At 66.1% G+C, this 26,133-nt stretch carries 23 protein-coding genes, 1 tRNA gene and 1 pseudogene; 10 read left to right on the top strand and 15 right to left on the bottom strand.

What is annotated here, in order from left to right; translation table 11 throughout:
- Positions 1 to 7 precede the first annotated feature (7 nt).
- The 8 genes from OHB26_RS18830 to OHB26_RS18795 form a co-directional block, all read right to left on the bottom strand.
- Positions 8 to 514 carry a flavodoxin domain-containing protein gene (locus tag OHB26_RS18830; protein ID WP_330178587.1) on the bottom strand — a complete coding sequence of 169 codons (507 nt, stop codon included), beginning with the start codon at positions 512 to 514 and terminating at the stop codon, positions 8 to 10.
- Between the two features lie 482 nt (positions 515 to 996).
- On the bottom strand, positions 997 to 2,037 hold the full coding sequence (locus OHB26_RS18825) for an aminotransferase class I/II-fold pyridoxal phosphate-dependent enzyme (RefSeq protein WP_442942677.1): 1,041 nt from the start codon (positions 2,035 to 2,037) through the stop codon (positions 997 to 999).
- The gene (locus tag OHB26_RS18820) at positions 2,034 to 3,080 is read right to left on the bottom strand and encodes a 3-oxoacyl-ACP synthase III family protein (RefSeq protein WP_330178585.1); all 1,047 of its coding nucleotides are present in this window, start codon (positions 3,078 to 3,080) and stop codon (positions 2,034 to 2,036) included. The genes OHB26_RS18825 and OHB26_RS18820 overlap by 4 nt, the downstream gene beginning before the upstream one ends.
- Entirely contained in the window at positions 3,077 to 3,700 is a 624-nt protein-coding gene (locus OHB26_RS18815) for a GTP-binding protein (RefSeq protein ID WP_330178584.1), read from the bottom strand. The genes OHB26_RS18820 and OHB26_RS18815 overlap by 4 nt, the downstream gene beginning before the upstream one ends.
- Positions 3,681 to 4,070, bottom strand: coding sequence for a DUF742 domain-containing protein (locus OHB26_RS18810; protein ID WP_330178583.1), 390 nt, complete (start codon positions 4,068 to 4,070; stop codon positions 3,681 to 3,683). Before OHB26_RS18810 ends, OHB26_RS18815 begins: the two co-directional genes overlap by 20 nt.
- 12 nt (positions 4,071 to 4,082) lie before the next feature.
- Positions 4,083 to 4,487 carry a roadblock/LC7 domain-containing protein gene (locus tag OHB26_RS18805; protein ID WP_330178582.1) on the bottom strand — a complete coding sequence of 135 codons (405 nt, stop codon included), beginning with the start codon at positions 4,485 to 4,487 and terminating at the stop codon, positions 4,083 to 4,085.
- A complete protein-coding gene (locus OHB26_RS18800) occupies positions 4,480 to 6,789 on the bottom strand; it encodes a sensor histidine kinase (RefSeq protein WP_330178581.1) in 2,310 nt (769 codons plus the stop codon). Before OHB26_RS18800 ends, OHB26_RS18805 begins: the two co-directional genes overlap by 8 nt.
- 203 nt (positions 6,790 to 6,992) lie before the next feature.
- Positions 6,993 to 7,760, bottom strand: coding sequence for a hemerythrin domain-containing protein (locus OHB26_RS18795; RefSeq protein ID WP_330178580.1), 768 nt, complete (start codon positions 7,758 to 7,760; stop codon positions 6,993 to 6,995).
- A gap of 107 nt (positions 7,761 to 7,867) precedes the next feature.
- Here OHB26_RS18795 and OHB26_RS18790 point away from each other — a divergent pair, with 107 nt between their 5' ends.
- The 3 genes and pseudogenes from OHB26_RS18790 to OHB26_RS18780 all read left to right on the top strand — a co-directional run.
- Complete coding sequence (locus tag OHB26_RS18790) at positions 7,868 to 8,509, top strand: SRPBCC family protein (RefSeq protein ID WP_330178579.1); 642 nt, start codon at positions 7,868 to 7,870, stop codon at positions 8,507 to 8,509.
- 5 nt (positions 8,510 to 8,514) lie between these two features.
- A complete protein-coding gene (locus OHB26_RS18785) occupies positions 8,515 to 10,173 on the top strand; it encodes a thiamine pyrophosphate-binding protein (protein WP_330178578.1) in 1,659 nt (552 codons plus the stop codon).
- Positions 10,174 to 10,226: 53 nt separating this feature from the next.
- A pseudogene (locus tag OHB26_RS18780) lies at positions 10,227 to 10,595 on the top strand (transposase); the annotation flags it as partial.
- Here the strand turns inward: OHB26_RS18780 and OHB26_RS18775 are convergent.
- Positions 10,543 to 11,238: an IS630 family transposase gene (locus OHB26_RS18775; RefSeq protein ID WP_330178577.1), complete on the bottom strand. Its 696-nt coding sequence runs from the start codon at positions 11,236 to 11,238 to the stop codon at positions 10,543 to 10,545. The pseudogene OHB26_RS18780 and the gene OHB26_RS18775 overlap by 53 nt on opposite strands.
- Here OHB26_RS18775 and OHB26_RS18770 point away from each other — a divergent pair.
- Together OHB26_RS18770 and OHB26_RS18765 are read left to right on the top strand one after the other, a co-directional pair.
- A complete protein-coding gene (locus tag OHB26_RS18770; protein WP_330178576.1) occupies positions 11,237 to 11,410 on the top strand; it encodes a hypothetical protein in 174 nt (57 codons plus the stop codon). The two genes, OHB26_RS18775 and OHB26_RS18770, sit on opposite strands and share 2 nt — an antisense overlap.
- Positions 11,410 to 11,751, top strand: coding sequence for an Arm DNA-binding domain-containing protein (locus OHB26_RS18765; protein WP_330178575.1), 342 nt, complete (start codon positions 11,410 to 11,412; stop codon positions 11,749 to 11,751). The genes OHB26_RS18770 and OHB26_RS18765 overlap by 1 nt, the downstream gene beginning before the upstream one ends.
- Before the next feature lie 84 nt (positions 11,752 to 11,835).
- On the opposite strand, the gene OHB26_RS18760 is transcribed toward OHB26_RS18765, so the two are convergent.
- The 4 genes from OHB26_RS18760 to OHB26_RS18745 all read right to left on the bottom strand — a co-directional run bounded on the left by OHB26_RS18760 (position 11,836) and on the right by OHB26_RS18745 (position 17,315).
- Positions 11,836 to 11,909: transfer RNA gene (locus tag OHB26_RS18760), tRNA-Met, on the bottom strand.
- Between the two features lie 174 nt (positions 11,910 to 12,083).
- Positions 12,084 to 12,863, bottom strand: a complete 780-nt coding sequence (locus OHB26_RS18755; RefSeq protein WP_330178574.1) for a PP2C family protein-serine/threonine phosphatase — start codon at positions 12,861 to 12,863, stop codon at positions 12,084 to 12,086.
- A gap of 143 nt (positions 12,864 to 13,006) precedes the next feature.
- On the bottom strand, positions 13,007 to 13,774 hold the full coding sequence (locus OHB26_RS18750) for a trans-aconitate 2-methyltransferase (protein WP_330178573.1): 768 nt from the start codon (positions 13,772 to 13,774) through the stop codon (positions 13,007 to 13,009).
- A gap of 157 nt (positions 13,775 to 13,931) precedes the next feature.
- Positions 13,932 to 17,315 (bottom strand): BTAD domain-containing putative transcriptional regulator, encoded by a 3,384-nt coding sequence (locus tag OHB26_RS18745; protein ID WP_330185430.1) that lies wholly within the window; start codon positions 17,313 to 17,315, stop codon positions 13,932 to 13,934.
- A gap of 398 nt (positions 17,316 to 17,713) precedes the next feature.
- On the opposite strand from OHB26_RS18745, the gene OHB26_RS18740 reads away from it, so the two are divergent.
- The gene (locus tag OHB26_RS18740) at positions 17,714 to 18,028 is read left to right on the top strand and encodes a hypothetical protein (protein ID WP_330185429.1); all 315 of its coding nucleotides are present in this window, start codon (positions 17,714 to 17,716) and stop codon (positions 18,026 to 18,028) included.
- A gap of 46 nt (positions 18,029 to 18,074) precedes the next feature.
- Positions 18,075 to 20,657 carry a LuxR C-terminal-related transcriptional regulator gene (locus OHB26_RS18735; protein ID WP_330185428.1) on the top strand — a complete coding sequence of 861 codons (2,583 nt, stop codon included), beginning with the start codon at positions 18,075 to 18,077 and terminating at the stop codon, positions 20,655 to 20,657.
- Here OHB26_RS18735 and OHB26_RS18730 read toward each other — a convergent pair whose 3' ends face one another.
- Together OHB26_RS18730 and OHB26_RS18725 are read right to left on the bottom strand one after the other, a co-directional pair.
- Positions 20,658 to 22,310, bottom strand: coding sequence for a SulP family inorganic anion transporter (locus OHB26_RS18730; protein ID WP_330185427.1), 1,653 nt, complete (start codon positions 22,308 to 22,310; stop codon positions 20,658 to 20,660).
- Entirely contained in the window at positions 22,289 to 22,699 is a 411-nt protein-coding gene (locus OHB26_RS18725; protein WP_330185426.1) for a DUF7144 family membrane protein, read from the bottom strand. The genes OHB26_RS18730 and OHB26_RS18725 overlap by 22 nt, the downstream gene beginning before the upstream one ends.
- A 226-nt stretch (positions 22,700 to 22,925) precedes the next feature.
- Between OHB26_RS18725 and OHB26_RS18720 the strand changes: the two genes are divergently transcribed.
- Genes OHB26_RS18720 through OHB26_RS18710 form a run of 3 tightly spaced genes read left to right on the top strand, consistent with a single transcriptional unit; the run spans position 22,926 to position 26,113 of the window.
- Complete coding sequence (locus OHB26_RS18720) at positions 22,926 to 23,300, top strand: SHOCT domain-containing protein (RefSeq protein ID WP_330185425.1); 375 nt, start codon at positions 22,926 to 22,928, stop codon at positions 23,298 to 23,300.
- Between the two features lie 5 nt (positions 23,301 to 23,305).
- On the top strand, positions 23,306 to 24,757 hold the full coding sequence (locus tag OHB26_RS18715) for an MFS transporter (RefSeq protein ID WP_330185424.1): 1,452 nt from the start codon (positions 23,306 to 23,308) through the stop codon (positions 24,755 to 24,757).
- Positions 24,758 to 24,787: 30 nt separating this feature from the next.
- Entirely contained in the window at positions 24,788 to 26,113 is a 1,326-nt protein-coding gene (locus OHB26_RS18710; protein ID WP_330185423.1) for a hypothetical protein, read from the top strand.
- Positions 26,114 to 26,133 lie beyond the last annotated feature (20 nt).

Genomic DNA, 26,133 nt, shown 5'->3' with positions numbered 1-26,133 from the left:
CCCCCGTTCAGACGCGGCTGATCTCTCCGGCAATGCTTTTCGCCCAGGCGTGAATACGACCGCGGTCGCGATAGTCCCCGGCCCGCTTCTTCGCCATCGCCGAAGCGGGGAAACCACGGGCGTCCCGCGCGAGACGGCCACCGAAGATGGTGTAGCCGCGGGCGTCGACCCGGTTGGCGGCCTTGCGAACGGCGTTGCCGCCGAGGATGTTCTCGCCGCCCGGTTCGTCGGCCGAATCGTCGAGTGGGCCACTACCGAACAACCAGACCGGTCGCTCCTGCAGTTGCGAGGTGAAGTGCCGAGTGAAACGACGGGCGTCGCGATGCCAGCGGCCGGAGTAAAGCGCACCGCCGACGACAACCGCGCCGTATCCACTCAGCGAGCGCACCTCACGGGCCGGTTTCACCACGGCCGCGACCTGCTCCCCGCGCAATGAATCACCTATCCATTGCGCGATTTCGGCGGTCCCGCCGCGTTTCGAGCCATAAGTCACCAAAACGGGTTCCTGGGTCATGACCAACCTCCTCGAATGACCGATGCCTCCGATCCCACTCGCTGTCGAGGTCGTCCTCCAGAGCCGAAGGTCCCGAGGTCGGCGGGATTCGTTGTGGCAGGCGCTGTTTCGAGAGGCCGCTGCCCGCAAACGAAGGCCGATCCGCGCGTGCGCTCGGTAATGGCGGTCCACCGAAAAGCGCCTAGCGCTGATACATTTCGCGGTCATTCAGGTAGCGAGGAGCACGAATCCCTCGGGACGATGCCGAACCGGTCGCCAAGCCTCGACAAAGGCTGGGGAGGTCCCCGAACTCGGAAGTGAACCCGAGCAGCGATTGGGCCACCGCCAGACACGCCGGTTCCGAGTCCGTGAGTACCGGCGGTCTGCCCGCGTCTTCTCTCGGGTTCACCTCCGCGTATTCGAGTTCAGGCTTCGAGTGTGGTGAGGCTGCCCCTGCGGGTGAGGCGGCCAGCGCGGGAGAGGTGAGCGTGAACCACGGCGAGTCAGGCGATTTGCCCGATGGCCGGAACGAAATCGCCGACGACCTCGCGGGCAACCCGGACGACAGCCTCATTGGCAACTGGGTCGCCGACGGTAACGCGCATACCTGTCGAATACTGTTTGACCTGGATTCCCGCTCCGGTGAAGGCGTCGGAGATTCGGCGAGTCAGCGCCGGGTCGTTCAGCGGGACGAAGATATAGTTCGCGGAACTGTCGGGCAGGATATAGCCACCCCGCCGCAGGGCCGTCGAGAGCCGATCGCGTTCGTCGACGATCGCGTGAATACGTTGATTCAGTTCGTCCTCGGCGGCGTAGCACGCCTGAACGCCGACCTCGGCGAGGATGTTCATGCCGAAGGGCACCTGCCAATGAGCGATACGCGCGGCGATCCCAGGCGCGGCGACGGCATATCCGACGCGCAGGCCCGCCAGACCGAACGCCTTCGAGAAGGTGCGCACTACAATGACATTCGGGTATGCCGCCAGCAACGCCAGGGTGTCGATGCGCCGCTCGGGTGTGACGAATTCGATATAGGCCTCATCGAGTATCACGTTGACCCGGGAGCCGATCCGGTCGAGGAATCCGGTCAGTTCGCGAGGGTGCAAGCGGGTGCCGGTCGGGTTGTGTGGATCGCACAGCACAACCACCCCGGTTCGCTCGTCGACCGCTGCCGCCATCGCATCCAGATCCTGCGCTCCTGCCGCGGTCAGCGGAACCGGCACCGGGTTCCCGCCGACCGTGGCGGTCAGGAGCGGGTAGCCGTCGAAGGTCGGATCCGCCATGATCACCCGAGCGCCGCCGGGCGCGGCGAACGCTTGCAGGATGTACAGGATGACACCGGTTGCTCCGGGGCCGACGACGATCTGCTCGGGCGAACAGCCGATCCGGGCCGCGATCAGGCGCGGCAGCCGGTCCGGCAGAAACTCGGGATACCGGTTCGCCGAGGCCAGCGCCCGTTCCAGCGCCCGGCGCACCGATGGCAAAGGACCGTAAGGGTTTTCGTTGAGCGCGAGCGGATATGACCCGGGAACGAGCGTGGTCAATTCGAGCCGTCCCCCGGGGTATGCCGTCCGCCCCACCGCACTGCGGCCGCGCCCGCGAAATCACCGGCATGGGCGAACCCCGCGAACATGACCACGCTTCCGTCCGGCGCCAGCCCCGAGGACACCGCGTGGTCGAAGGTCATGGGCATCGCGGTGCCGAAGAGATTGCCGCATTCCTCGAAGGTGTCCGGGTGCCGCTCGGGTGGCAGCGACAGCGCCTCGCGCCAGTTCCGCAGAAACGCGCGGTTGGGCTGATTGGTCACCAGAAGATCGATCTCATTGGGCGGCAAGGCGATTCGTTCACACACGGCCTCCGTCACTTGGGGGACGATCCGGTTGCCGCGGTCCAGCACCGCCGCGATATTCGACTCGGTGAATCCGATGTGGTGCTCGCCATGACCGGCCTCCCAGTATCGGCGCGGCGGATTCGCGATCGAGGTCATCTCGCCCGCGTATCGGGGCAGATGCCGAGTCTCGATATCGAGGATCGGAGAACGGTCGGATTTGGTGAGCCAGGCGATGCCCGCACCGTCACCGGGGATCGCGGCCTGCGCCATGGCACGCACCCCGTGCTGGGCGAATACCTGTCCGGCGGTGTTGGTCACGTTCACGACCAGCGCACTGCGAGCTCTGGTGTTCTGCAATATCTCTCGGGCCAGTTTGATCGCGTGGACGAAGCTGGCGCAACCGCCATTGGCCAGGTCGATCAGCCATTCGGGCGCGATGCCGAAGCGGGCGGCGATCTGGCCGCCATTGCCGACGAACCAGGTTTCGGGCAGTTGAGTGTGCACCACGAGCACATCCACCTGGTCCAGCAGCTCGGGACCCTGCCGGGCGAGCATCGGTGCGATCGCCCGCTCGGCCATATCCGCCGGGGTCTCGTCCGCGCCGACATGGTGTCGCAGACGCGGCGGATTGAACATGACGTCCGACGCGGTCCCGGCGCCCTGCCGGAACTGCGCGAAATACTCGGCGGAGATGGGTTTTCCGGGCCGATAACTGGAGACGTCGGCCAAACTCACGGTGACGGGCATGCGAATCATCTGTCCAATCGAACGGCCGACGGGCCCGGTTGTTCTGTTACACCTTCGAGTCGACTGAGTAGATACTCGGTCAGCCCCACCAGTACCTGCTTGCTCGATTCGCGACTGCGCGCATCGCAATACCGCAGCGGCACATGCTCATCGAGATCCAGCGCGGCCCGCAGATCGGCCAGCCGATAGCGGTGCGCGCCGTCGAAGTAGTTCACCCCCACCACGAACGGCAGTCCCCGGCTTTCGAAGAAGTCGATCGTGGCGAACGAGGTGTCCAAGCGGCGAGGGTCGATCAACACCACAGCGCCGAGCGCTCCGGCGGCCAGTTCGTCCCAGAAGAACCGGAACCGTTCCTGCCCGGGCGTGCCGAACAGGTAGAGGATCAGTTTCGGGTTCACCGTGATGCGGCCGAAATCGAGGGCGACCGTCGTGGTCGCCTTGGACTCCACACCCGAAAGGTCGTCCACCCCTGCGCTGGTGGCGCTGATCAACTCCTCGGTCGACAACGGTGCTATCTCACTGACCGCACCCACCATTGTGGTCTTACCGACGCCGAACCCGCCCGCGACGAGAATCTTCGCGGAGGTGATCTTGGCCGGTGCGACCAGGTCATAGTTTGAGAAGGCCATCACGTATCGCCCTTAACAATTCGGCGGCTTCGCTCTTGTCCGGCGCGGAGTGCCGGGCCTGGTTCGAGTTGATACTCAGATAGCCGTCGGCGATCAGGTCGCCGATCAGAATTCTGATCACCCGCACCGGGAGATGAAGTCTGGCTGAGATTTCCGCGATCGCGCGTGGATACTGGGCGATCTCGACGATCCGCTGGTACTCCGGATCCATCCGCTGCAACCGCGTATCCGGGGTGCCGGGGACAGCGACGACGATGGTGATCATGCTCAGTTCGGGCGTCACATCCCGGGTTCGTCCACGCGTCACGCCGTACATACGCACCAGCGGTCCCGCCGCCTCGTCGTACCAGTAGTCCCGTTCCTGATCCATTGCCGCAGGCGATCATTGGGCTTGATTGCTATGACGCGGTTTGGTCGAGAGCCAGGTCCCCATACGCTGCACGGTCAGATTCATCTCATGCGCCACCGAACCCCAATCCGCGTTGGCCTCACCGAGCACGGCCAGGCTGGCGTTCGGTCCGGCGGTGGTGACGAACAACATCGCCTCGTCGAGCTCGACCATGACCTGTTGCAGGCCGCCAACCGCGAATTGCCTTCCCGCACTGGCTCCCAGGCTGTGCAGGGCAGAGGCCATCGCGCTGAAACGTTCGCCGTCGTCCCGGGAGATGTCGGCGCAATGGCCGAGCATCAACCCGTCGTTGGACAGCATGACGACGTAGCGAACGCCCTTGAGCCGACCCGCCAAGTCGTCCAGAATCCAATTGAACTTGGCGTACTGTTCAGTCATTCCACTGTCTTTCGTTGTGGGAGAAGGGCTCGTCCGACGAGCCGACGGGCACACCCGAGCGACCGAGCTTCGTTCCGGCCTGCAACGCGGTCCAGAGATCGGCGGGCCGGCCCTGACCCGAGATCCTGTCTCGCTGGATGCGCACACTGGGGTGACTGTCGGGCATCGGAGCAGGCGGGTTCGCCGCGGGCGTCTGGCGCCTGCGCTGCGGCAGTTCGGGGCCGAAGTCATAGGGCACCGGCTGGTCAGGGCCCGGGTCCTCGTCCCACACCTCGGCCATCGGCCGCTGACGGAACGTATCGGCCTCGGCAATCGGCTCGGGCACCTCGGCCACCTGCACCGGCTCGCTCAATTCGGCGGGCGCGGGTTCTCGAATAGCCGCGGATTCGCGCAGAGCTCGGTGCGCACCCCGCCGTAATTCGCCGAGGTTCGGCGCGATTGCCGCGGGCGGTTCGGGTGCTGCGGCGCGGTCGACGACAACGAGCTCGTACGGCAGCCGTACAACGCTGCGGATACCGCCGTAGTCGGATTCGGTCAGCCGCACCGCGATCTCATGACGCTTGGCCAACTGCCCCACGACGAACAAACCCAGACGCGAGTCGGTGGACAGCGTTCCGATGCTGAAGTCCGGTGGGTTGGATAGCGTTTCGTTGATCCTGGCGATATCTCCGCGGTTCAAACCGATACCCAGATCGGAAATCTCGATGATCAGACCCGCGCCACCCAGCTCACCGGAGATCTCCACTCGGGTCTGTGGCGGGGAGAACGAGGCGGCATTGTCGATGAGCTCGGCCAGCAGATGGATGAGGTCCGCCACCACCGAACCGACCACCGGCACATTGGGCAGCCGAACCATATGGACCCGGGAATAGTGCTCGGTCTCGGTGACCGCGCTACGCACCAGATCATGCAGCGGCACCGGGTTCCGCCACTGTCTACCGGGACGTTCACCACCCAGGATCACCAGATTCTCGGCATTGCGCCGCGCCCTGGTGGCGAGATTGTCGAACTCGAACAACATCGCCAGGGTGTCCGGATCATCGTGGCGATGCTCGGCCTGCTCCAGTTGCCCCAGCAGCTGGTGCATCGTGGTCTGGCTGCGGCGCGCGATATTGACGAAGACCGCCTGCACACCCTGCCGGGTCTGCGCCTCGTTCACCGCGGCCGTGGTGGCGGCCTTCTGCGCGCGGTTGAAAGCGTCTGCGACCTGTCCGATTTCGTCGCGACCGAACTCGAGCTCGGTCAACTCCTTGTCCACATCGATCGTTTCGGACCGCCGGAGCCGCTCCATGATCTCCGGCAACCGCGACTCACTCACCGTCAGGGTCTCGGCCCGCAACCGCCGCAGCCGTCCGATCAGTCTGTGCGACAGCAAAAGCGCGGCGAGGAAGGCCACCACTGACAGCGACAACGCCGCCACACCGCCAACGACGGATTTGTGCGAGAGCTTGTCGCCTTCGCGATCGGCCACCACCCCGGCGTAGCGCAGGTGTGAGATCCAGATGCCGCGCAGCGCGAAGCCGACCTGTTCGGCCGCGTCCTTCCACCCGTCCAAGGGCGCGATCGGCGAAGCCGCGGCAGCCGACGCACCGTTCGTGATACTCGCCGGGCTGCCGTTCTCGATCGAGCCGCCGTTCGGCGCCGTCCCCGAGGTGGTGGACTTGGATCCCGGATCGGATGTGCCCGCGGGTGGGGGTATCGCCGCGGTCCGCTGGAGCAGGCTCTTCTCGAGAGCCCCCATCTGCAGCCAGGTCGAACTGGATACCAACGCCTTGTATCTGTCCATCTCTTCCGGGGTCAGCTCGCCGACCCGATTGTCGAGCTCGAGGCGATAGAACCCGACAAGCTTGCTGTACTCCTCCTGCTGCGCGGGAGTGAATCCGCCCTTGAACGATGCCGCAGCGGCCAATGCCGAACTGCGCGACATCGCCTCGGTGCTCGCGAACAGACCTATCTCGGTGTTCTGCTCATTGGCGGCCTCCGGCACCGTCGCGGTGCGCGCCGCGAGCCGACCCGCGACGATAACCGTTTGGATGACCTTGTTGTAGTAGCCGTATACCTCGTCGATCTGCGCTGTCCCCAGGTCGACCTGCTGGCGAATAATCGGCAGTTGCCCGAATGTCGCCTGCATCTGAGCGACGGCGTCCCCAACCGAGCCCTTGAACAGTTTGATCAGATCGTCGCCCGCGGCCATCATCGCGGGCAGGGCCGCGTCGAGTCGATTCCGCTGGGACGCAATGTTCTCCGCCGCGGATGCATCGCCGGCCAGCACGAGCATGCTGGTGCGTCGCTCCTGTTGCACCGATTCAACGAAATCCAGTGCCGGTCCCGCCGTTTTGTTGATCGCAGCGGACCAATCCTGAATCGTTTGGGACTGCCGCAGGAAGTAATCGGCTGTTATACCGCCGACCAGCAGTAGAGACAAACTCGGTATGAGCGCAATCGATAGCACGCGAAAGCGCACGCTCGGGTTGATCCGGAAAGCGCGGATTCTCTTGTGCATATCTAACCGCCCAGCGCCGCATGCTGCGTGCGCGCCAGCCATCCGCGGAAGAGTCGTGCAATCGGCAGGGCCGGCACTCCACCGAGTTCACCCGGCGCTGCCACGGAAAGCAGCCATGCGGGCATGAACCGCAGCGTCCAGAGCGGAGCCGTTTTACGCATGTGGGTTTCGAAGCCCTTCCACACCGCGTTGTCGAGAACCGGGGCCAGGCGGCCGGCCAATTCCGTTTCCTCGTCTTCGGCGTGGGCGGCGATCCGCGCGTGCACATCCATCGTCACACGCGCGAGCTCCGCCGCGACGCTGCCGTCGGCAGCCAGCTCCCGGGCGGCTCGGCTCCAGTCGAACAGGAACTTCTCCAGCTCTTGATGTTCGGCCGTGAGCAGCGCGATCGCACCCTCATCGGCTCCCAGGCCGCTCAGTCGCGGCCACAGGAACTCGTCCTCGCCCTCATGATGATGCGTGATCAGCGCGTGTACCCGGTCGATATAGCCGCTGAGCGCGACGGCGCGTTCAGCATTCGGCGTCTCCGCCAAACGCGAAGCGGCGGCAGCGATTCTGGGTAGATCGGTGACCATCGCACGGTGGGCCAACAGCATGGTCTGATGGCCGCTGGGCAACCCGGAAAATGACGGGCTCATGAACAGCTCCTGAGAAGTTCGGGTCTCGCCGGTAAGTTCCCGCACAACGCGACGAGGTTTGCACCGGACACGACGACGCCGGTCGAAATGGATTCGACAGTCATACTTTTCGAGACGTCGAACCAAAAACACCGCGCGATTGTCGTTGTGCGCGACAGTAATCCATCCCCCGGAACTACATCTGTCGTGACTTCCCACGAATGGGAACGCCTGTCGGCGGGGGTGTAGCTTCTGGCCTCATGAAGATCGATGAGCAAAAACTCTCCGCAATTCCCGGTCTGGTTCGGGGCGAGGAAGTCGGTGTCGACGAGGTGCTGGCGCGCTGCGCCGCGGTCACTCAGGCCGACTACACTTATGCGGATTTCTATCGAGAGTTTTGCACGGTGCAAGGCTTTATCGAATGCCCGCCGCGAGATGTCTTCGACTATCTGGCGGATATTCATAGCCTGTCCGAATGGACCTACAGCACACGCGATTTCGAGCCGACCGAGTTGCCGGATGTGTACCAGGGTGTGGACACCCTCGGAGTCGATACGAAAATCTTCGCCAAGGTCGTCGCCAATCCCGAAGCGCTGACGGTCGACTACCACTGCGCGTGGGATCAGGGCAGCGATCTGTGGATGATCTACCTGATGCGGGTGATCCCGGCGGAATTGGTACTGAACCGCCCGGGGTCGGTGGTGCTGTGGACCAACTGCAAGCATCCCAACTACACCGAGAACCCCTATCCGGAAACAGCACCGCAGGCCCGCGCCGGGTGGGTGGGCGACATGTGGGGGATCTTCGGGCCCGGTCACGACATCGAACTCGCCAATCTCAAGACCATTCTCGAGTACCGGCACGCCAATCAACTCCCCGTCGGTCCACACCTGCTCGGATAGCCGGCATGAAGAATCGGCGTATCGCCGAATACCTCGTGCGCGGATGTGCCGAACTGGGAGTTCGGCACATTTTCGGCGTGGACGGCGCGAATATCGAAGACATTTACGATGCCGCGGCCGCCTCCGATGCGGGCGTGCGCGGCGTCGTGGCCAAACATGAGTTCTCGGCCGCGACGATGGCGGACGGATATGCGCGCGCCGCCGGCGGATTGGGTGTCGTGGCCGCGACCTCCGGCGGCGGTGCGATGAATCTGGTTGCCGGACTGGCGGAGTCGTTCACCTCGCAGGTGCCGGTACTGGCATTGATCGGGCAGCCGCCCCGGAATCTGGAGGGCAAGGGTACTTTCCAGGACACCAGCGGCCGGGCGGGCAGCATCGACGCGCTGCGACTGTTCGAAACGGTGTCACGCTATTGTGCACGGGTGGAGCGTCCGGAGGATCTGCCGGAGCAGTTCGCGACCGCGGTCGAGGCCGCACTGGGTGGCGGACCAGCGGTTCTGTTACTACCCAAGGACATCCAGCGTTCGCCCGTACCGCAGAAGCCGGTGCGGCGGGATCCTCGGCCACCCACGATCGGCCACCCGGCCGACATGGTGGCCGTGGCCACCGCTCTGAGAACAGCGCGCACAACCGGCAAGATTCTCGTGATAGCGGGCGATCAAGTGGCGCGTGACAACGCCCGGGAAGCGCTGCGCGATCTGGCGGTGACATTGGACGCCGCGGTCGGGGTAACGCCCGAGGGCAAGGGCGTCTATGGCCCGCGGGATCCGGGGTACTGCGGTGTCGCGGGCACGATGGGTCATCCGGAACTACTCGATATCGCTCGCACGGCCGCGCTCTGTCTGCTGGTGGGCACCCGATTGCCCGCGACCGCGCAGATTCCGCTCCGCGGAGTCCCGCTCGCCGGCATCGGGAGGCAGCCGCCCTATCCACCCGCCGTCTTCGCATCCAGTTCGAATCTGGCCGCCACACTGCCGGAACTCACCGCGTTTTTGCGGGACAGCGGCAGCGGCGCAGAAACTTCCGAGCCGAAGTTCGATCTTGGACCGCAGGTTTTCGCGCGGCGATTGCGACCGCCGGCGGCAACGGGACCGGGCCTTCGCTACCGCGAAGTGATGGACACCATCTCCGAGCTACTTCCCACCGGCAGTGCGGTTTTCGCGGATGCGGGCAATACCGGCGCGGCGGCCGTCCACTACCTCGACCTTCCGGAGAACGGCAGATTCGGCCTGGCACTGGGCATGGGCGGCATGGGTTACAGCTTCGGCGCCGCGATCGGCTCGATGTTCGCCGCCCCTCGTCCGACCTATGTCCTCGCCGGAGACGGCTCATTCCTCATGCACGGCATGGAGATCCATACCGCGATCGAACACGCGCTACCGATCACCTTCATCATCCTCAACAACAACGCACACGCCATGTGCGTGATCCGCGACCGGCTGTATTGCCGAAACCACGACGACCGCAACCGTTTCCACCCCGCCGCGCTCGCCGAGGGGATGGCGGCGATGTTTCCCGGAATGCCCAGCTTCGCGGTGCGCAAGAGGGATGAGCTGCGCACCGCGCTCTCCGCCCCTTCCGGTGCCGGACCCCGATTCATCGCGATCGACTGCGATCCCGATGAGATCCCACCGTTCACACCGTTCCTCGCTGCCCTCGAATGAGCGAAACCGGTGCCGGTCGCCGTCCATGTCCACCGCACACCCCTGGCCGGTGGGCGCGCGCAAATACGTGGTCGACGGCCGGGGAGAACGCCCCCGACCACGGGATCAGCGCCGATGATCCGTTGATCATCGATCTCGACGCCACCCTGACCGACGCGCACTCGGAGAAGCAGTGCGCGGCACCAACATTCAAGCGCCGCTTCGGTTTCCACTCCCTGTGGTCGTTCATCGACCACGGCCACACCGGCACCGGCGAACCGGCGGCACCGATGCTGCGCCCGGGCAATGCCGGCTCCAACACCGCCGCCGACCACAACCGGGTGCCGCATGATGCGTTGGCGCAGCTGCCCTGGCAGCCACTCTGGCGGGTTAGACGGAAAGTGTTGGTGCGCACCGATTCCGGCAGTGGAACCCACGATTTCCCGTCCCGCACGGTCCCTCCATGTTCGGCGGAATCCGTTCTGTGCCGCGGTCGGGGAGCTTCTGGACGCGGTGGAAGAACGAGCGCACGGCGGTTTCCATCTGGGCGGGGTTGGTGATGATCCGGTCGGCCAGGGTGCGTTTGAGGTCGGCATTGACCAGTTCGTCGGGGTTGAGGTGCGGGGCGTAGGCGGGCAGGACGTGCAGCTCGATCTTCTCGGTGCGCTCGGCCACCCAGGCTGTGACGGCCTTGGAACGGTGGACGGGATGCCCGTCGACGACCAGGTGGAACTTCGTATCGTGCTGAGCGAGCAGCCGGGTGAGGAACTCCAGGAAGGACTTCCCGTTGAACCGGCCCCGGAACACGGTGAAGTGTATGTCCCCGCGCGGGGAGATCGTCGACATCGCGTTGAGGGAGAAGCGTTTTCCGGTCCGTGCCAGGGTCGGGGTCTGCCCGCGGCGGCCCCAGGTGCGCCCGGACAGCTGATCGCTGCGGACCCCGACCTGGTCGCCGAACAGGATCACCGCGCCCTCGGTCTTCGCGCGTACTGCCAGCTCCGGATAGGTGATGGACACCCACTGCGCCATCGCTTCCGGGTTCGCCTCGATCGCGCGGCGGTCTGGACGCTGGAAGGTGAATCCCATGCGGCGCACCACCTTTCCCATGCCCTGCTCGGTGAACGACACCGAACAGTCGCCGTGCCAGCTCGGCGACCTTCCGCCGGTGAGGAGGATGGGCGGGCGCGTGTATGTGGTCACCGCTCGGTTGCGGGCGCTGCTCGAGCAGGACCCCACCGATCTCGGGGAGGCGGCGTAATGAAGGGGCATGTACGCAAGCGAGACAAGACCTGGTACTACCAGTTCCGGTTGCCGGAGAAGGGGCCGGACGGGAGCGAGCCAACCGAGACCAAAGGCGGGTTCGCCACCGAGAAAGCAGCGTGGGAGGCGTGCCGCACCGCCATAGCGGCCGTGGAAGGCGACAAGCACGTCAAGAAGGCGAAAACGACAGTGAAGTCCTTCCTCCTGGAGTGGCTGCCCGCGATCGAGATGATCGTCGATGCCACCACCTACGACAGACGAAGACGCCGCCACCCGCGCTGCCACCCACCTGTTGGGCGAACACCACGAACACCGTGGGACGACACTCAGCTTGGCTAAGGTTGCCAAATCCGTTGCCATTGCGACACAAAACGGCCCCGGAACCATCTGGTTCCGGGGCCGTTTCCGCTGGTCAAGCGATAGTAGCGGGGACAGGATTTGAACCTGCGACCTCTGGGTTATGAGCCCAGCGAGCTACCGAGCTGCTCCACCCCGCGTCGGGTGAACAAGACGTTACTCCGGGGTGGTGGCAAACTCCAAAACGGTGGGATCGGGGGTGGTCAGGCGGCTTCGGGGCGGATGCCGCCGGAGGCGAGGGTGAGGATGCCGTCGATGCGGAGGAAGCCGATTTCGTAGGTGCCGCCCGATGCCGCGCTCCAGATGCTCGGCGCCTATGTGAGTCGCTGAGCGGGCAGCGGCTGTGCGTCGACGACCAGGGCCGTGGTGTTGTCGGTGCCACCCTTGGCGAGGGCAGTCTCGACCAGGGCCTCGGCGGCATGGCCCGCCGAATCGCCTTTGGCCAGTAGGGATTTGATGGCGACCATATCGAGTTTCTTGCCCACGCCGTCGCTGCACAGCAGCAGGCGGCCGGTGCTCGAGCCGGTGGCGGCCCGGCCGATGTCGTCGGGTTGTACCGTGCGGGCGGAAGTGGTTACCAGATGGGCCATTCCGGGCATCGGCTCGTGACCGCGGGAACGGAAGTATTCGGCCACGGTGTGATCGATGGTGATGCGCTGTAGGGCTCGGCCGTTCCAGCGGTAGGCGCGGCAGTCACCGACCCAAGCGATATCGGCCGGGCCGTCGGGCCTGCCCGCGGCCGGGACGACCGCGACCACCAGGACGCTGTCCGCGGCCTCCTCGGGTAGTTCCCGCAGCAATTCCTGTTGCGCCGCAAGGATTCCGGCGTGTGCACCCTGTACGACGGCGACCCGGGCGGCGGTCCGTGCCACCAGCCGGGCGGCGCGTGCCGCCGCGAGGTGGTCGCCGACACCATCGGCCACCACAAACGCGGTGCGCCCCAGTCCCGCATCGGTGAAAGTGGCGACGGCATCGGCATTGATGGTGCGGCGGCCGACCCGGCTCACCGCCGATCCGGCCACCCGGCCCAGCCACACCTGCCCGGCGGGCTCCACGGGGTCACCGGCGCCGATCTCGATCGCCTCGCTGTGCATGGCCCCTCCTGGGACTCGGCCTCACGGGGTGCTGTGGATCAGCACTCCCTCATTCAACGACCGAAACCCGTGCACTGCTCCCGATTTGCCTGTGTGATTGCTGTGGAATCCGCCAAAAGCCGAGATCAGAACGTTATCGCGACTCAACGCGGGGTCTGTGCCACCACGAATACCCGACGGAAGGGCAGCCAGGTGGCGCCATCGGATTGCTCGGGGTACGCCTCGCGCAGCAGGGGAGCCAACTCGGCGCGGAAGTCCGACCAGTCGGCATCATCGAGCACATCACGTACGGGGGTCAACGCGGTTCCGGTCACCCACTCGAGCACCGGGTCCGGCCCGCTCAACCGCTGCAAATAGGTTGTCTCCCAAGCATCGACGAGACATCCGGCCGCCGTCAGCAACCGGGCGTACCCCGCCGGATCGAGCACCGCGCGCGGCTCCAGCAACCCCGCCGGAGCCAGCGACTCCCGCCACCGCTCGGTCCCGGCGAGGGAACGGATCGCCCGATGCGACGGCGCGTCGAAATTCCCCGGTACCTGGAACGCCAGCCACGCGCCCGCGGGCAACTCACGAGCCCAGGTGGCCAACAACTCTCGATGCTCGGGCACCCACTGCAGTACCGCGTTGGAGACCACCACGTCGGTATCCGCGCTCGGCCGCCACTCCCGCACATCCAACAGCCGCGCGTCGATCCCGCGCGCCCGCGCCGCCGCCACCATCTCCGGTGCGGAGTCACTCGCATCCAGCGCCGCCTCCGGCCACCGCTCCCCCAGGGTCAGCGTCAGATTCCCCGGCCCACACCCCAAATCGACCACGCGACGCGGCTTCTCGGCGTACACCCGCTGCACCAGATCGAAGAACGGCCGCGCCCGATGATCATCGAAGGCCAGATACTGCCGCGGATCCCACATGCTGCTCCATTCCTGGATATCAACCGTGTCGATGGATTTCCCGCCATTCTAGAAGTGCCGCACCACAGTGCTCGAGGTGCCGCCCACCGCGTTCGGGCCCGAGACCGAGGCCGAACTACTCGCCTGGTTCGGCCCGCGTTTCATCTGACGAATCCCCCTACCCGGCAACGGCTTCCGACGGCAGGCACCGGCTCGGCTCCATCGGCTCCTCCCCACCGTCGAGTTCACTACGCGCACGGATCAGCCGGGCGTGCGCGCGTGTGCGCAGCCGAGCGGCGGCCTTCGCATCACCGCGCAGCTCCGACAGATCCGCCAGCACCGCGTCCATGGGGCCGAATACCGCTACGCCGCTGTCGAATCCGATCAAGGTGCCGGCCGCCGGTGCGAGCGCGTCATAGAGCTCCCCCGCCTCCTCGACCGCGCCGAGCGCCACCGCGGCGTGTGCCCGGAACACCGTCATGAGCTGCCGGTAGAAGTCGCTTCGAACCCGCGGGTGCCGCTGGAAGAGCGCCCGTGCCCGTTCACGCTCGCCCGCGTGCAACAGCGCCACCACGTACACCTGCGCCACGAGCTCCGGCTCCACCGTGTACAGCGCGCCCAGCCGATCCGACAGCTCGGAGATATCCCCGCGTGCCCACGCCACCACCAACTCCCCGAGCAGCAGCATCTCACTCTCGTTGGCGATCCCGGATCTGGCTGTGCGGACACCGAATTGCCGATACCCCGCCTCCGCCGCGTCCAGATCTCCGCAGAGCACGGCGGTGACCGCGGAGAAAGACGAGAGCATGTCCAGCAGTGGACGCGCCTGCGCGGTCGAGGCGCATTCGAACGCGCAGGCCGCGTGCAGGCGGGCCGCCGCGACATCGGCGGCGCGGCAGGCGACCCGGAACCGCAGATAGTGTGCCAGCGCCTGATATTCGAACAGTCGCGCCGACCGCGCGGCCCGCAACAGCTCATCGGCGATCGTACGCCAGCCGGGCAGCATGGCGGGTCCGGTGACGGTGAACGCGAGCGCCCCGAGCGCTGCGCAGAGCAGTTCGGGCTGGTCCGTATCGCGCGCCAGATCGACTGCCTCGCAAGCACGTTCGTACATGCGCGGCACATCCCCCTCCACCTCCGACTCGTACACCAGCGCGATCAGCAGGCGAGCGCGCTCCGGTGCCGTTGCCGCCTCGGCCACGGCCGACTCCAAGGCGAGCCGGATTCGAGCGTCCGGACAACGCCAATCCCGAATCGACCAGATCACCGGGGCGCGCCAGCAGGTGAGGGCCTTGATCACCAGCTCCCGGCTGTCCAGCGTCTCCGCCAGGTCGAGCGCCCGCTCCCGGGTGATCCGCGCCTCGGCCGCATGGCCGTCGTAAGCCAGTGCGTCGGTCAGTGCGCAGAGCGCGTCCAACAGCGCCACACCGTCCTGCCGATCCCCGGATTCTCCAGCGCGACCGGCGAGTTCGTGCAGGTCCACGGCGGCCCGCCACAACTCGGCGGCATCGCGCCGCTCCCCCGCGCGATCGCAGTGCAGTGCCGCCGAGGTGACATATTCGAGAGCGGCGGGCGCGGTGGCGCGGGTGGCACCGCGAAAGGCGTGCCGGGCGAGCAGCCGCGGATCACCTGCCCCGAGCGACCGTCCCGGCCCGTGCGCTTCGAGGAATTCCATTGCCGCACAGTGCATTCGCTGCCTTCGCAACGGAGATACACTGTCGTACAAGACCTCCTGGGCCAGCACATGACATAGTTCGATACGCCCGTCCTCGTCGAATCGGACCAGCCCCACCCTGGTCGCGGCCTCGATACAATCCACGAGCACCTCCTCCGGCGTAGCGGAGAACCCGGTCAGCGTCTCGAGATCGATCGTGTTGCCCCACACCGCGATATGCTGGAGCACGGTCCGCACGACCACCGGCAGCCGCTCGATTCGTTCGATCAGTACGGCCCGGATACTGGTCGGCATCGACCTGCGATCCCCCCGCACCGCGATGAATTTGGAGATCTCACGAATGAACAGCGGATTGCCGCCGGTCCGTTCGTGCAGGGTCCGGACGGTGTCACAGTCGATCGAGACCAAACCGGCATCCCGTGCGATCTGCCGCGTCCCGGACAGATCCGACCCGGTCAGCTCCAGACGCTCGGTGATACGGTCCGCCAGCATCGCCTCGGTGGCGCGCACCCGGGGCGGGAGTTCGGAATCGCGAGCGGTCACGACGATGAGGACCGGCTCACACTGCAACCAGGTCACCAACTGGCACAACACCTGCAGCGTCGCGTTATCGGCGCGGTGCACATCCTCCAGCACGATGACGGCAGGACCGTTGCGGGCGAGCTCTCGGCATCGCAGGCTGACGGCCCGGACGATGGTGAAGGGGTCGACTGTCTCCAGCCGGTCATCCGGTACCGACTGCCCGCCACCCAGCCCCGCCAGCACCTCCGACCAGGGCCAGGCCGGCGGTGCGCCGTCGACCTCCGGACAGCGCCCGGAAACCGTGACCCATCCGGCGGCGGCCAGGTTCGTCGACACCATGGACGCCAGGGTGGTCTTACCGGCACCGATATCGCCGACCAACCAGATCAGCCGCAATCCGGCGCTGCGGGCCTCCCGCGCCGCGCTCGCCATCGCGGCGAATTGTGCCGGGTAGCAACTGGTTCCAGGTTGCTGATCGGATCGCGGCACCGGTACCCGACGCGACCGCTCGCGCGCGTTCGATACCTCCGGCGCCCGGTCGTCGTGGACGGAGACGGTCGCGGGTGAACGCTCGGCGCGCTGATCCGCGGCGACGGATTGACTGAGAATCGCGGATTCGAGTTCGTTCAGCCTGGATCCGGAATCGATTCCGTACTCGGTACGCAGAAACTCCCGGGTTCGGCGTACCGTGGCGAGCGCGTCGATCTGCTGTCCGAGTCGATACTGCGCCAGCGCGAGCAGTCGCGCGGTCTCCTCACGCCCCGGAAACTCCTCGATCTGCCGGCGCAGGGCGGTGACCACCTCACCGAACCGATCGAGCTCGAGCGCGGCTTGGGCACGCATCTCGATCGCACTCGCGTGCAGATCGGTCAGCCGCGAAACCTCCGAGGCCGCCCAGGAGGCATCGGCAAAGGATTCGAACGCCGCACCGTGCCAACAGTCCAGCGCCTCACCGAGAATTCGGTAACGCTCCACCGGCCCCGGATGCTCGGCCGAATCATGAACGCGCTCTTCATATTGCCGCATCAATGTCTCGAACTGCCAAGCGTCGACATTTCCGGAATCCAGTCGCAGCGCATACCCACTGCCTTCGGAGACCAGAATCTGAGCGGGCGTCCGGGGTCTTCGAGTCGGTTCCAATACCCGCCGTAGATTATGGATCTGGACCTGTAGCGCGGACGGCGCGTGCGGTGGCGGACTGCCTTCCCACACGTCCTCGACCAAACGGTCGACGCCGAGAGTTCTTCCCCCCGCCAATACCAAACGACCCAGGATCGCCTGCTGCCGTCCCGCTCCGATACGTGCTGTCCGGCCGCCGAGCATTACTTGCAATGGACCGAACACGTGCACCTGTGGCTTCGTCATCACACAACGTCCCCTCCGATCGTCAAGCTTTCCGTAACAGAAATCTGAAACAGGTCGGTAAAGTACCTCCGCACCACACCATTGACAAATCAAGACCATACATTGATGCGTCATGAAAGCCATTGGGCGCCAACTCAATTGACCTATCACGCCGACATCTCGGAACATCCGCGCCGGCCGATCACCCCCCGGGAAGGCGCTCCACCCGGCAGAATCGCAACCGGCGCTGCCGCAACTGTATTCACAGAATCCAGCCGTGTCGCCACGATGCGGAATTACAAGATCGCATCGAATTGAATGTGAAGTCACGGGGAAGTCACGCGTAAGCAATAGGAAAGCACGCGGGCGGATACTCGGCGAAACACATTGTCCCACTCACGGAGTTGAACAGTATGGAAATGACCGAAACCAATCACCACGCCGTCCTCACCGGACTGCTCGGCGTCGCCGAACGGGTGATGGAGTTGACCAGCTATCTGATGGTCCCCGCGGCAGTCCCCGAAATCGCCCCGGAACTGGGCTTTTCCGAGCAGCAGGAGCCAACGCGCCCCGGGTTGTACCGCGATCGGGACGGTGATATCTGGCAGCGGAACGAGGTCGGCTGGCGGCTCTGCGTACAGCAGGGCGTCGCACTCGACGTCGCCTCCATCTGGAATTGGATGGACGGTCATGTCCGCGAATACGCGCCTTTCACCCCGCTCGCCGTGAACTGAATTCAGCGCATACACCCATCAGGATGCTCGATCGAGGCAGGGGACGATGACCGATTCCTTTCGCGCGCAGATCGACCGGAACACAGTCCAGCCGATCGGACGACCCGAGCTCTACGCCCGCTTCGACGCCGCGGTCCTGGCCGCGGCGGGCCATGTGGTGCGAATCACCGCGCCCGCGGGCAGCGGGAAGACCGTACTGATCACCGACTGGCTCGGAAATCGGCCGCACCGCACGCGCTCCGGCACCCACATCGGCCGATTGACCATGACCGGAACGAACTCCGGAGCGGTCGAGCTGAGAACCGCACTGCCGCAATGCCTCGGTCTGGACCCCGCCCCGCCCGAGACCGACTCCGCCGCGCACCTGGCCACCGCGCTGGGTGCGCGCGGAGATCGGAACATTCTCGTCATCGACGACGCACACGAGATCATCGATCCGGAGTCGATCGCATTTCTGGAGAAGTTTCTCGACAATGGTCCGGCCAACCTCACCACCGTGCTGGCCGCCCGCCACGACCCACCGCTGCGCTGGCACACCATGGAGTTGCGCGGCGGCGTATCTCGTTTACGCGCGCCGGATCTCGCGTTCAGCGCGGCCCGGGTACGGCAGCTGTGCGACCGGCACGGGTATCGGGTCACCGATACCGAACTCGGCACCATCATGCGGCTCACCCGCGGCTGGGCCGCGCTGGTCCGAATCGCCGTGCGACATCTCGCGGCACACCACGATCGGCCGACCGCGCTGGCCGAATTGGCACTCGTCCCACCCACCATGGCGGATCTGTTCGACAAGGAGATCCTCGAGCCGCTGCCCGAACACCTCCGCCGATTCGTCACCATCATGAGCGTTCCGGTCGCGTACACCGCGGCGCAGGCCGAATACGTCACCGGCACAACGTCACAACCATTCCTGGACGAACTCGCACAGCTCGAATTCCCGGTACTGCATACGGCCCGGGAAGGCGAGCTCTGGTTCACCTACCACCCATTGCTACGCGCACATCTGCTCGCCGAGTTCCGCCACCGCGGTACGAAGACCTGCGCCGAGCTGCACGCGCGCACCGCCGAGTGGTACCTGTTCACCGGTCGCCCGATGTCCGCCCTGCCCCATCTGCTCCACAGCCCCGACCCCGAACCCTTGCGCGAGTTCCTCCGCGAGCAGGCGCTGCGTGTGGTGCTCAATGGCAATGGCCCCAACCTGTTTCAGCAGATAGAACAAGGCAGGCCCGCGCTGGCCGCCGACCCGTTCCTGCGCGCCATGCGCACCGTCGCCGCGCTCGAACAGCAGAGTATCGCCAAAGCGACGGTCCAGCTGGATCTGCTGCTGCGCCGCCCCGGCGAGACCGGAACGATCGCCCCCGATCCGTGGCTGACCCCGCTCGCCCTGGCCGGCACCGCCGGAATCGCGCTGGCGACCGGTGCGGGGCTGACCGAATTCCGTATTCCACAACGCCTTCCGACCACCGGACAGCCAGATCTGGACAGCTATACAGCGATTCAGCTCGGCACCGTCATGATGGCGCGCGGCGATATCGCCTCCGCGGATCAGCAATTTCGCCGGGGCCTCGCACTGGCCGACTCCACCGGGAACGCCCGACTCACCATGCGCGCCGCCACCCGCCGCGCGGTCGCGGCCGGACTCGGCGGCGCCCTGGGCCGCATGCGACAGCATGCCGAGCGCGCCACCGACGTCGCGTCCGCACACGATCTGCTCGACTCCCGCGATGCCCGCCAAGCCGCGGCGGTAGCGGCATTCGCCGAATATCTGCGCGGCACAGCACCATCGGGCATCGAACGAGCCCGCCTGCTGCCCGGACACCGCCTGCCCGACGGCACACCGGCCCCCAGCGCCGGACGCTACGCGGAGGTTCTCGGGCGGCTGCTCACCTTCGACACCGACGACGACCAGTACGACGCGGCCGAATCGCTTCGGCGCGGTACGGCGGCGCTACTGCGGCGGCCGCCGCTGCTGCCCGCCGCGATCAGCCGGCTCATACCGCATGTGACCCGGGTTCTGCTCGAGGTCGGCGGAACGCACTCCGCGCGCGCGATCGTCGATCAGGCCGGCGCCTTGCTGGGCGACACCGCCGATATCGTGCTCGCCCGCGCCCTGCTCCTGATCGAGGATCGCCCCAAATCCGCACGGGCACTGGTGGAACCATTGCTCACCGCGGCGCAGCCCGGGCATCCGCTGACCACGGTCACCGCGTGGACGGTGGAGGCGAGCGCGCAGGCCGCACTGCGGAATCCGCCGAAGGCGCGTGCCGCCATCGCCACCGCCGTACGCCGCGCGGCGCCCGATCATCTCGTGCGCCCCTTCCTCGATGTCCCCGGCGCCTGTGCGCTGTTGGACGAACACACCGGAACCTTCGGACATGACAATGAATTCGCCGATATGGTCCGCCGCCACTCCGCCGTCCACCGCCCGCACTCCCAGCCCAACCTCACCGCGACCGAGCTGACCGTCCTGAATCAACTGCCCTCCGGGCGCACCGCCCAGCAGATCGCCGAAATCCTCGGCGTCTCCATCACCACGGTGAAGACGCATCTGCGTGGTATCTACGCCAAGCTCGGTACCAGTTCCCGCGCGGGCGCACTCGATCTGGCGCGCCGCAGCGGGCTGCTCTGATCAGCGAATCACATTGTCGTACAGCGCCTCCTCCACCGTGGGATACACACCGAGAGGGCCGCCTCGGGACCAGGCCTGCCGCGCCGAATCGACGACCCGGTCCGTACCGGTGGCCACCCGCAACGACACACCGCGCCAGGCCAGCGCCGAACTCAATCGGCCGAGCTCCCCCGCCGCGGTGATATCGATGAACGGACACTCCCGCGCGTCCACGACCACCAGCCGGGCGTGTGGGTCGCAGCTGCGAAAGACGCTCTGCCGCAGGCTCTCCACATTCGCGAAGAACAATCCGGACCGCACCGGGACGATTCGCGCGCTGCCCAGCGCCAGCGGGCCGATATCGCGTACCCGAGTGGCACGGCGGCGCACCAGCCGCGCCCACGCCGTCCGGCGCAGTGTCAACAGCAGCGAAAGTACGACAGCCGTCAGCAGACCCGCGAGCACACCGAAGATCAGCACGGCCAGCAGCGTGAGCGCCGCCGCACCGAAATCACCCACGACGGTGCGCTGGTACACACTGTGCGACCGCTCCCGCCACACCCGATGCAACCTGCGCAGCTCGGCCACATCCAGCACCTCGATCAGCAGGGCGATCGCGACGGCCGCGAGAACGGCGGTGGGCAGCCCCTCGAACATGCCGGTGAAACGCACCAGCGTCACCAGTGTGAACACCGCGACGACCGCACCGCACAATCGAGTTCGCGCCCCCGCCAGATCCATTGCCGCCGTCCGGGACGGACTGGCGCCGACCACCATTCCCGAACACGCTCCCGCTCCGAGATTGGCGAAACCGAAGCCGAGCATTTCCCGGCGCACGTCCACCTCGTCCCCGGTACGAGCCGCATCCGCCTTCGCGGCGGACAGCCCCTGCGCGAACCCGATCAGCAGTACCGCCAGTGCCGGACCCACCAGCGCCACCAGATCATGCGCGGTGATCGCGGGCGGATCCGGCACCGGGAATCCGGGTTCGACGGGTGGCTCCACCGCCATCCCGGTCTGGTCGAGCCGGAACAGCCGGACCAGGGCGACACCCGCTATCACCACGATCAACGGGCCGGGTAGCAGTGGCGCCCAACGCTTCACGATCAGCACCACGAGCAACGCACCGATCCCGAGCACGGTGGTACGCCATTCACCCGCACCGAGGTGCACACCGGCCGACCAGGCTCGGGAGACGAAGTTCCCCTGAAAGTCGGTCATCCCGAACAACTTCGGCAACTGGATGACAATTCCGGTCAAGACCAGACCGGTGATGAAACCCACCAGCACCGGCGCGCATACGCAGGCCGCCGCGGTACCCAGGCGAGCGAGACCGGCCAGGATTCCGGCCACCCCGCTGACCAGCGCGAGCGCCGCGGTCACCGCCAGAAAACGATGACCGCTCGCGGCGGCGATCGGAGCGGCCACCGCGGCCGAGAGCACCGCGGTCGCCGACATCGGCCCCATCAGAACATGTCTGGAACCGCCGGTCAGCGCGTACAGCAGCAGGGCCGGAATGACCGCGTACAACCCGGTCACCGCCGGCACGCCGGCGATGGTGGCGAAGGCGAACGCCTCGGGTACCAGCGCCGCCCAGATCGTCAATCCCGCAACGACATCCGCTCGCACCCGGCGACGCCGGGTCGCGACGCTCAGTCCGCCTGCGAGTGCCACGTCGCCACCGCCCAGATGACAACCACATCCAGCACGATGACCAGAATCGACCAGGCCGGGTAGTACGGCAGCGACATGAAGTTCGCGATGATCGACAACGCCGCCACCGACATGGCCGCGACGCGCCCCCACGCCGTACCGCTCATCAATCCTATTCCGGTGAGTATCAACACGATTCCGGTCACGATGTGTATCCAGCCCCAAGCCGTGGTGTCGAACTTGTAGAGATACTCGAGCCCGATGAAGTACAGCTGATCGGCGGCCACCGCGGAGATGCCCTGCAACATATCGAGTACGCCGACGGTCACCAGCAGGATCGCCGCCGCTACGGCTCCCCCGGGTGTCCGCTCCTGACGCACCACGCGATCGGTCTCTGCGCTGAATGTCATGGTCAACCCTTTCTCGACAGTGTTGGGTGCATTACGAACCTGCGCCCCGCACAGTCGATTCGCCTCCCCCGGATCGGATGAACCCGGAAACGGCGAAGCTCTGGATCCGGCGACGGGAACCGAATTCATCCGTTGCGAACGAGGGAAAACTCCGGCCGCGGTCGCAGGGTCGATTCCGTATCACCCATTCCGGGATCAACCCGGGACACAGAAGGGTTGTCGGAAAATGTCATTCTGGGACATCGTGTGGTTCATCGTGCTGAGCTTCCTGTTCTTCGCGTACCTGATGCTGCTGTTCTCGATACTCGCCGACCTGTTCCGCGACAGCAGCGTCTCCGGCTGGACGAAGGCCATCTGGGTGCTATTCCTGCTGTTCCTCCCATTCATCACCGCACTGATCTATCTGATTACCCGGGGAAATTCGATGGCGGCGCGAGCTGCCGCGCAAAGCATTCAGCGGCAGGAGGCACAGAACGACTACATCAGGCAGGTCGCCCGCGCGGACACCACCGCGCAGTTGTCCGATGCGAAGAAACTCCTGGACGAGGGTGCGATCAGCCCGGAAGAATTCGCCCATCTCAAGCGAATGGTGATCGGCTGATTCCGGTGCGGCACAGCGAAAGCGCCCGCGCACCGAATCCCACCGGTTCGGGTCTGGTGCTCACTGTTCTGGCCTCCGGCCAATTCCTCATGACCCTGGACAGCTCGGTCATGAACGTATCGATGGCCAGTGTGGCGGACGACCTGGGCACCCCCATCACCGGAATTCAGACCGCGATCACGCTCTACACCCTGGTCATGGCCAGCATGATGATCACCGGCGGCCGAATCGGCGCCATGCTCGGACGCCGCCGCGCCTTCCGGCTCGGCCTCATCGTCTACGGCATCGGCTCGTTCACCACCGCTGTCGCACCGAATCTCGCTGTGCTGCTACTGGGTTGGTCATTCTTCGAGGGCCTGGGCGCGGTGCTGATCATGCCCGCGATCGTCGCCCTGGTATCGGCGAATATCGTTCCGGAGCGCCGCACCGCCGCCTACGGCCTGATCGCCGCGGCGGGCGCCGCGGCCGTGGCGGTCGGCCCACTGATCGGCGGCGCGGTGACCACCTACGCCTCCTGGCGCTATGTCTTCCTCGGGGAGGTCGTCGTCGTGATCGCCATTCTGCTGACCCTGCGCCGCATCGCGGACGCGCCACCGGTCCCGGGCCACCTCGATATTCCCGGCGCCGCGCTCTCGGCCCTCGGCCTGGGGTTGGCCGTCACCGGAGTGCTGCGCTCGAGCGAATGGGGCTGGATCGCACCCAGACCGGATGGACCGCGACTACTCGGCCTGTCACCGGTGATCTGGCTGATTCTCGCGGGAATCGTTGTGCTGTACGGGTTTCTGCGCTGGCAGTTGTACCTGGTGCGCACCGGCGGGCTACCGCTGGTGGATCCCGGACTGCGCTCGAACCGGCAACTCCGCGGTGGGCTCGGAATGTTCTTCGCGCAGTTTCTGATTCAGGGCGCGGTGTTCTTCACCGTGCCACTGTTCCTATCCGTGCTACTCGGGCTCAGCGCGCTCGAGACCGGCCTGCGTATCCTGCCGCTCTCGGCCGCACTGGTGCTGACCGCGATCGGGATTCCCAAGCTGGCGCCGCGGGCCGGTCCCCGCCGCGTGGTGCGACTCGGACTGCTCTCGATGATCGTCGGAATCCTATTGCTCACCGCCGGAATGGATCCGAGCGCCAATGCCGGTGTGGTCACTGTCCCGATGCTGTTCCTAGGTTTGGGCCTGGGCGCGCTCTCCTCCCAACTCGGCGCGGTAACCCTTGCGGCACTGCCGGATTCGCGCAGTGACGAGGTCGGCGGATTACAGAACACCGCGACCAGCCTCGGCACCTGTCTGGGCACCGCGCTGATCGGATCGGTCCTGCTCGCGGCCTTGAACTCCTCCGACTCCCCACTGCTGGCCCTGCGCGTTTCCTTCGCGGTGACAGCACTGTTCGCGCTCTCGGCACTGTTCGGGACCGAGCGCATTCCACGCGCCATCGGTCCGCCGTCGGCCGATTCCGGGTGACGGACTTCCGCAACACCACAGGAGATCACCATGACAACGGAGAATATGGACCGCGGCGACCCGCTGTCCGATGACGAACGCGCGGAACTGGAGCGACTGCGCGCCGCCAGCGCCGCCCGGACACACCGGAACGGGCACCCGCTGCGCTGGACCGGCGTCGGAATCCTGTTGACGCTCACCGGGATTCTGCTCTTCGGCACGGTCACCGCACGCTTCGCCCGCAGCGAGATCTTCGATACCGATCACTATGTCGCCACCGTCGCACCGCTCGCCGACGACCCGGCCATCCAGAACGAATTGGCGGATCGGCTCACCACGGCCATCGTCACCCATGTCGATATCGCGGGCCTGACCGCCCAGGCCGTCGACGCACTCACCGAGAATGTGTCGCAACTGGCGGACCGGCCGCGCATCTCCGCCGCGCTGAGCAGTCTGCCGCCGCTGGTGGCCGCACAGGCCGAATCCTTCATTCACCAGACCGCCCGATCATTCGTCGCCGGTGACGAATTCGCACAGGCGTGGATCAGCGCGAACCGGCTCGTGCACCAGAGCCTGGTCGGCATCGTGACCGGGCAGACCAGACCCGGAATCGAGGTCGACGCCGACGGCACCGTCAGCATCTCCCTGCAGCCGATCGTGGCGAAGGTGCGCACCGAACTCGACGCGCGCGGATTCGCCTTCGCCGACCGCATTCCGGAGATCGACACCCGCTTCGTACTCTTCGAATCCACCGAGCTGCCCAAGGCCCAGCGCATCGTGCGCGCCCTCGACCGGGCCGCGAATATCCTCCCGTGGATCGCGGCGGGCTGCGTTATCGGCGCGGTTCGACTGGCCCCGAAGGGATTTCGACTGCGCGCACTGGCACTGGCCGGACTCAGCGGAGCCATCTCCATGATCGCGCTCGGCGTCGCGCTCATCATCACGCGCGGCCTCTACCTCGAGTCGATCCCATCGGACACCATGTCACCCGATGCGGCACGGGCACTGTTCGACACCGTGGTCACCCCGCTGCGCACCGGTATGCGGGCGATCGCGGCACTGGCCCTGTTCATCGCGACCGGGGCCTACCTGGCCGGGCCGTCACATTCGGCCCGCACGGTACGACAGGAGTTCCGCCGTCTCCCGGACGCCATCCGGAGTCGTCGTGGCGATGGCAAGCCAAGCGCCGCAGAGCAATTCGCTGCCCGCCATCGCACTCCACTGCGGGTGGCGGTACTCACCGTGGCCGCCTTGGCCCTGATGTTCTGGTCCTATCCCACCGCCATGGTCGTCATCGGCATCGCCGCGGCCGCCGGGCTGGTGCTGATGGCGCTGGAAGGCTTCGCGCGCTCCGACCCGGAGCACGAATCATCTTGATTCCCATCGATTTCCGTCCA

This window comes from Nocardia sp. NBC_01503 (assembly GCF_036327755.1).
Taxonomy (GTDB): domain Bacteria; phylum Actinomycetota; class Actinomycetes; order Mycobacteriales; family Mycobacteriaceae; genus Nocardia.
Note: the sequence above shows the minus strand (reverse complement) of the source record. Positions and strands in the feature narration are given on the sequence as shown.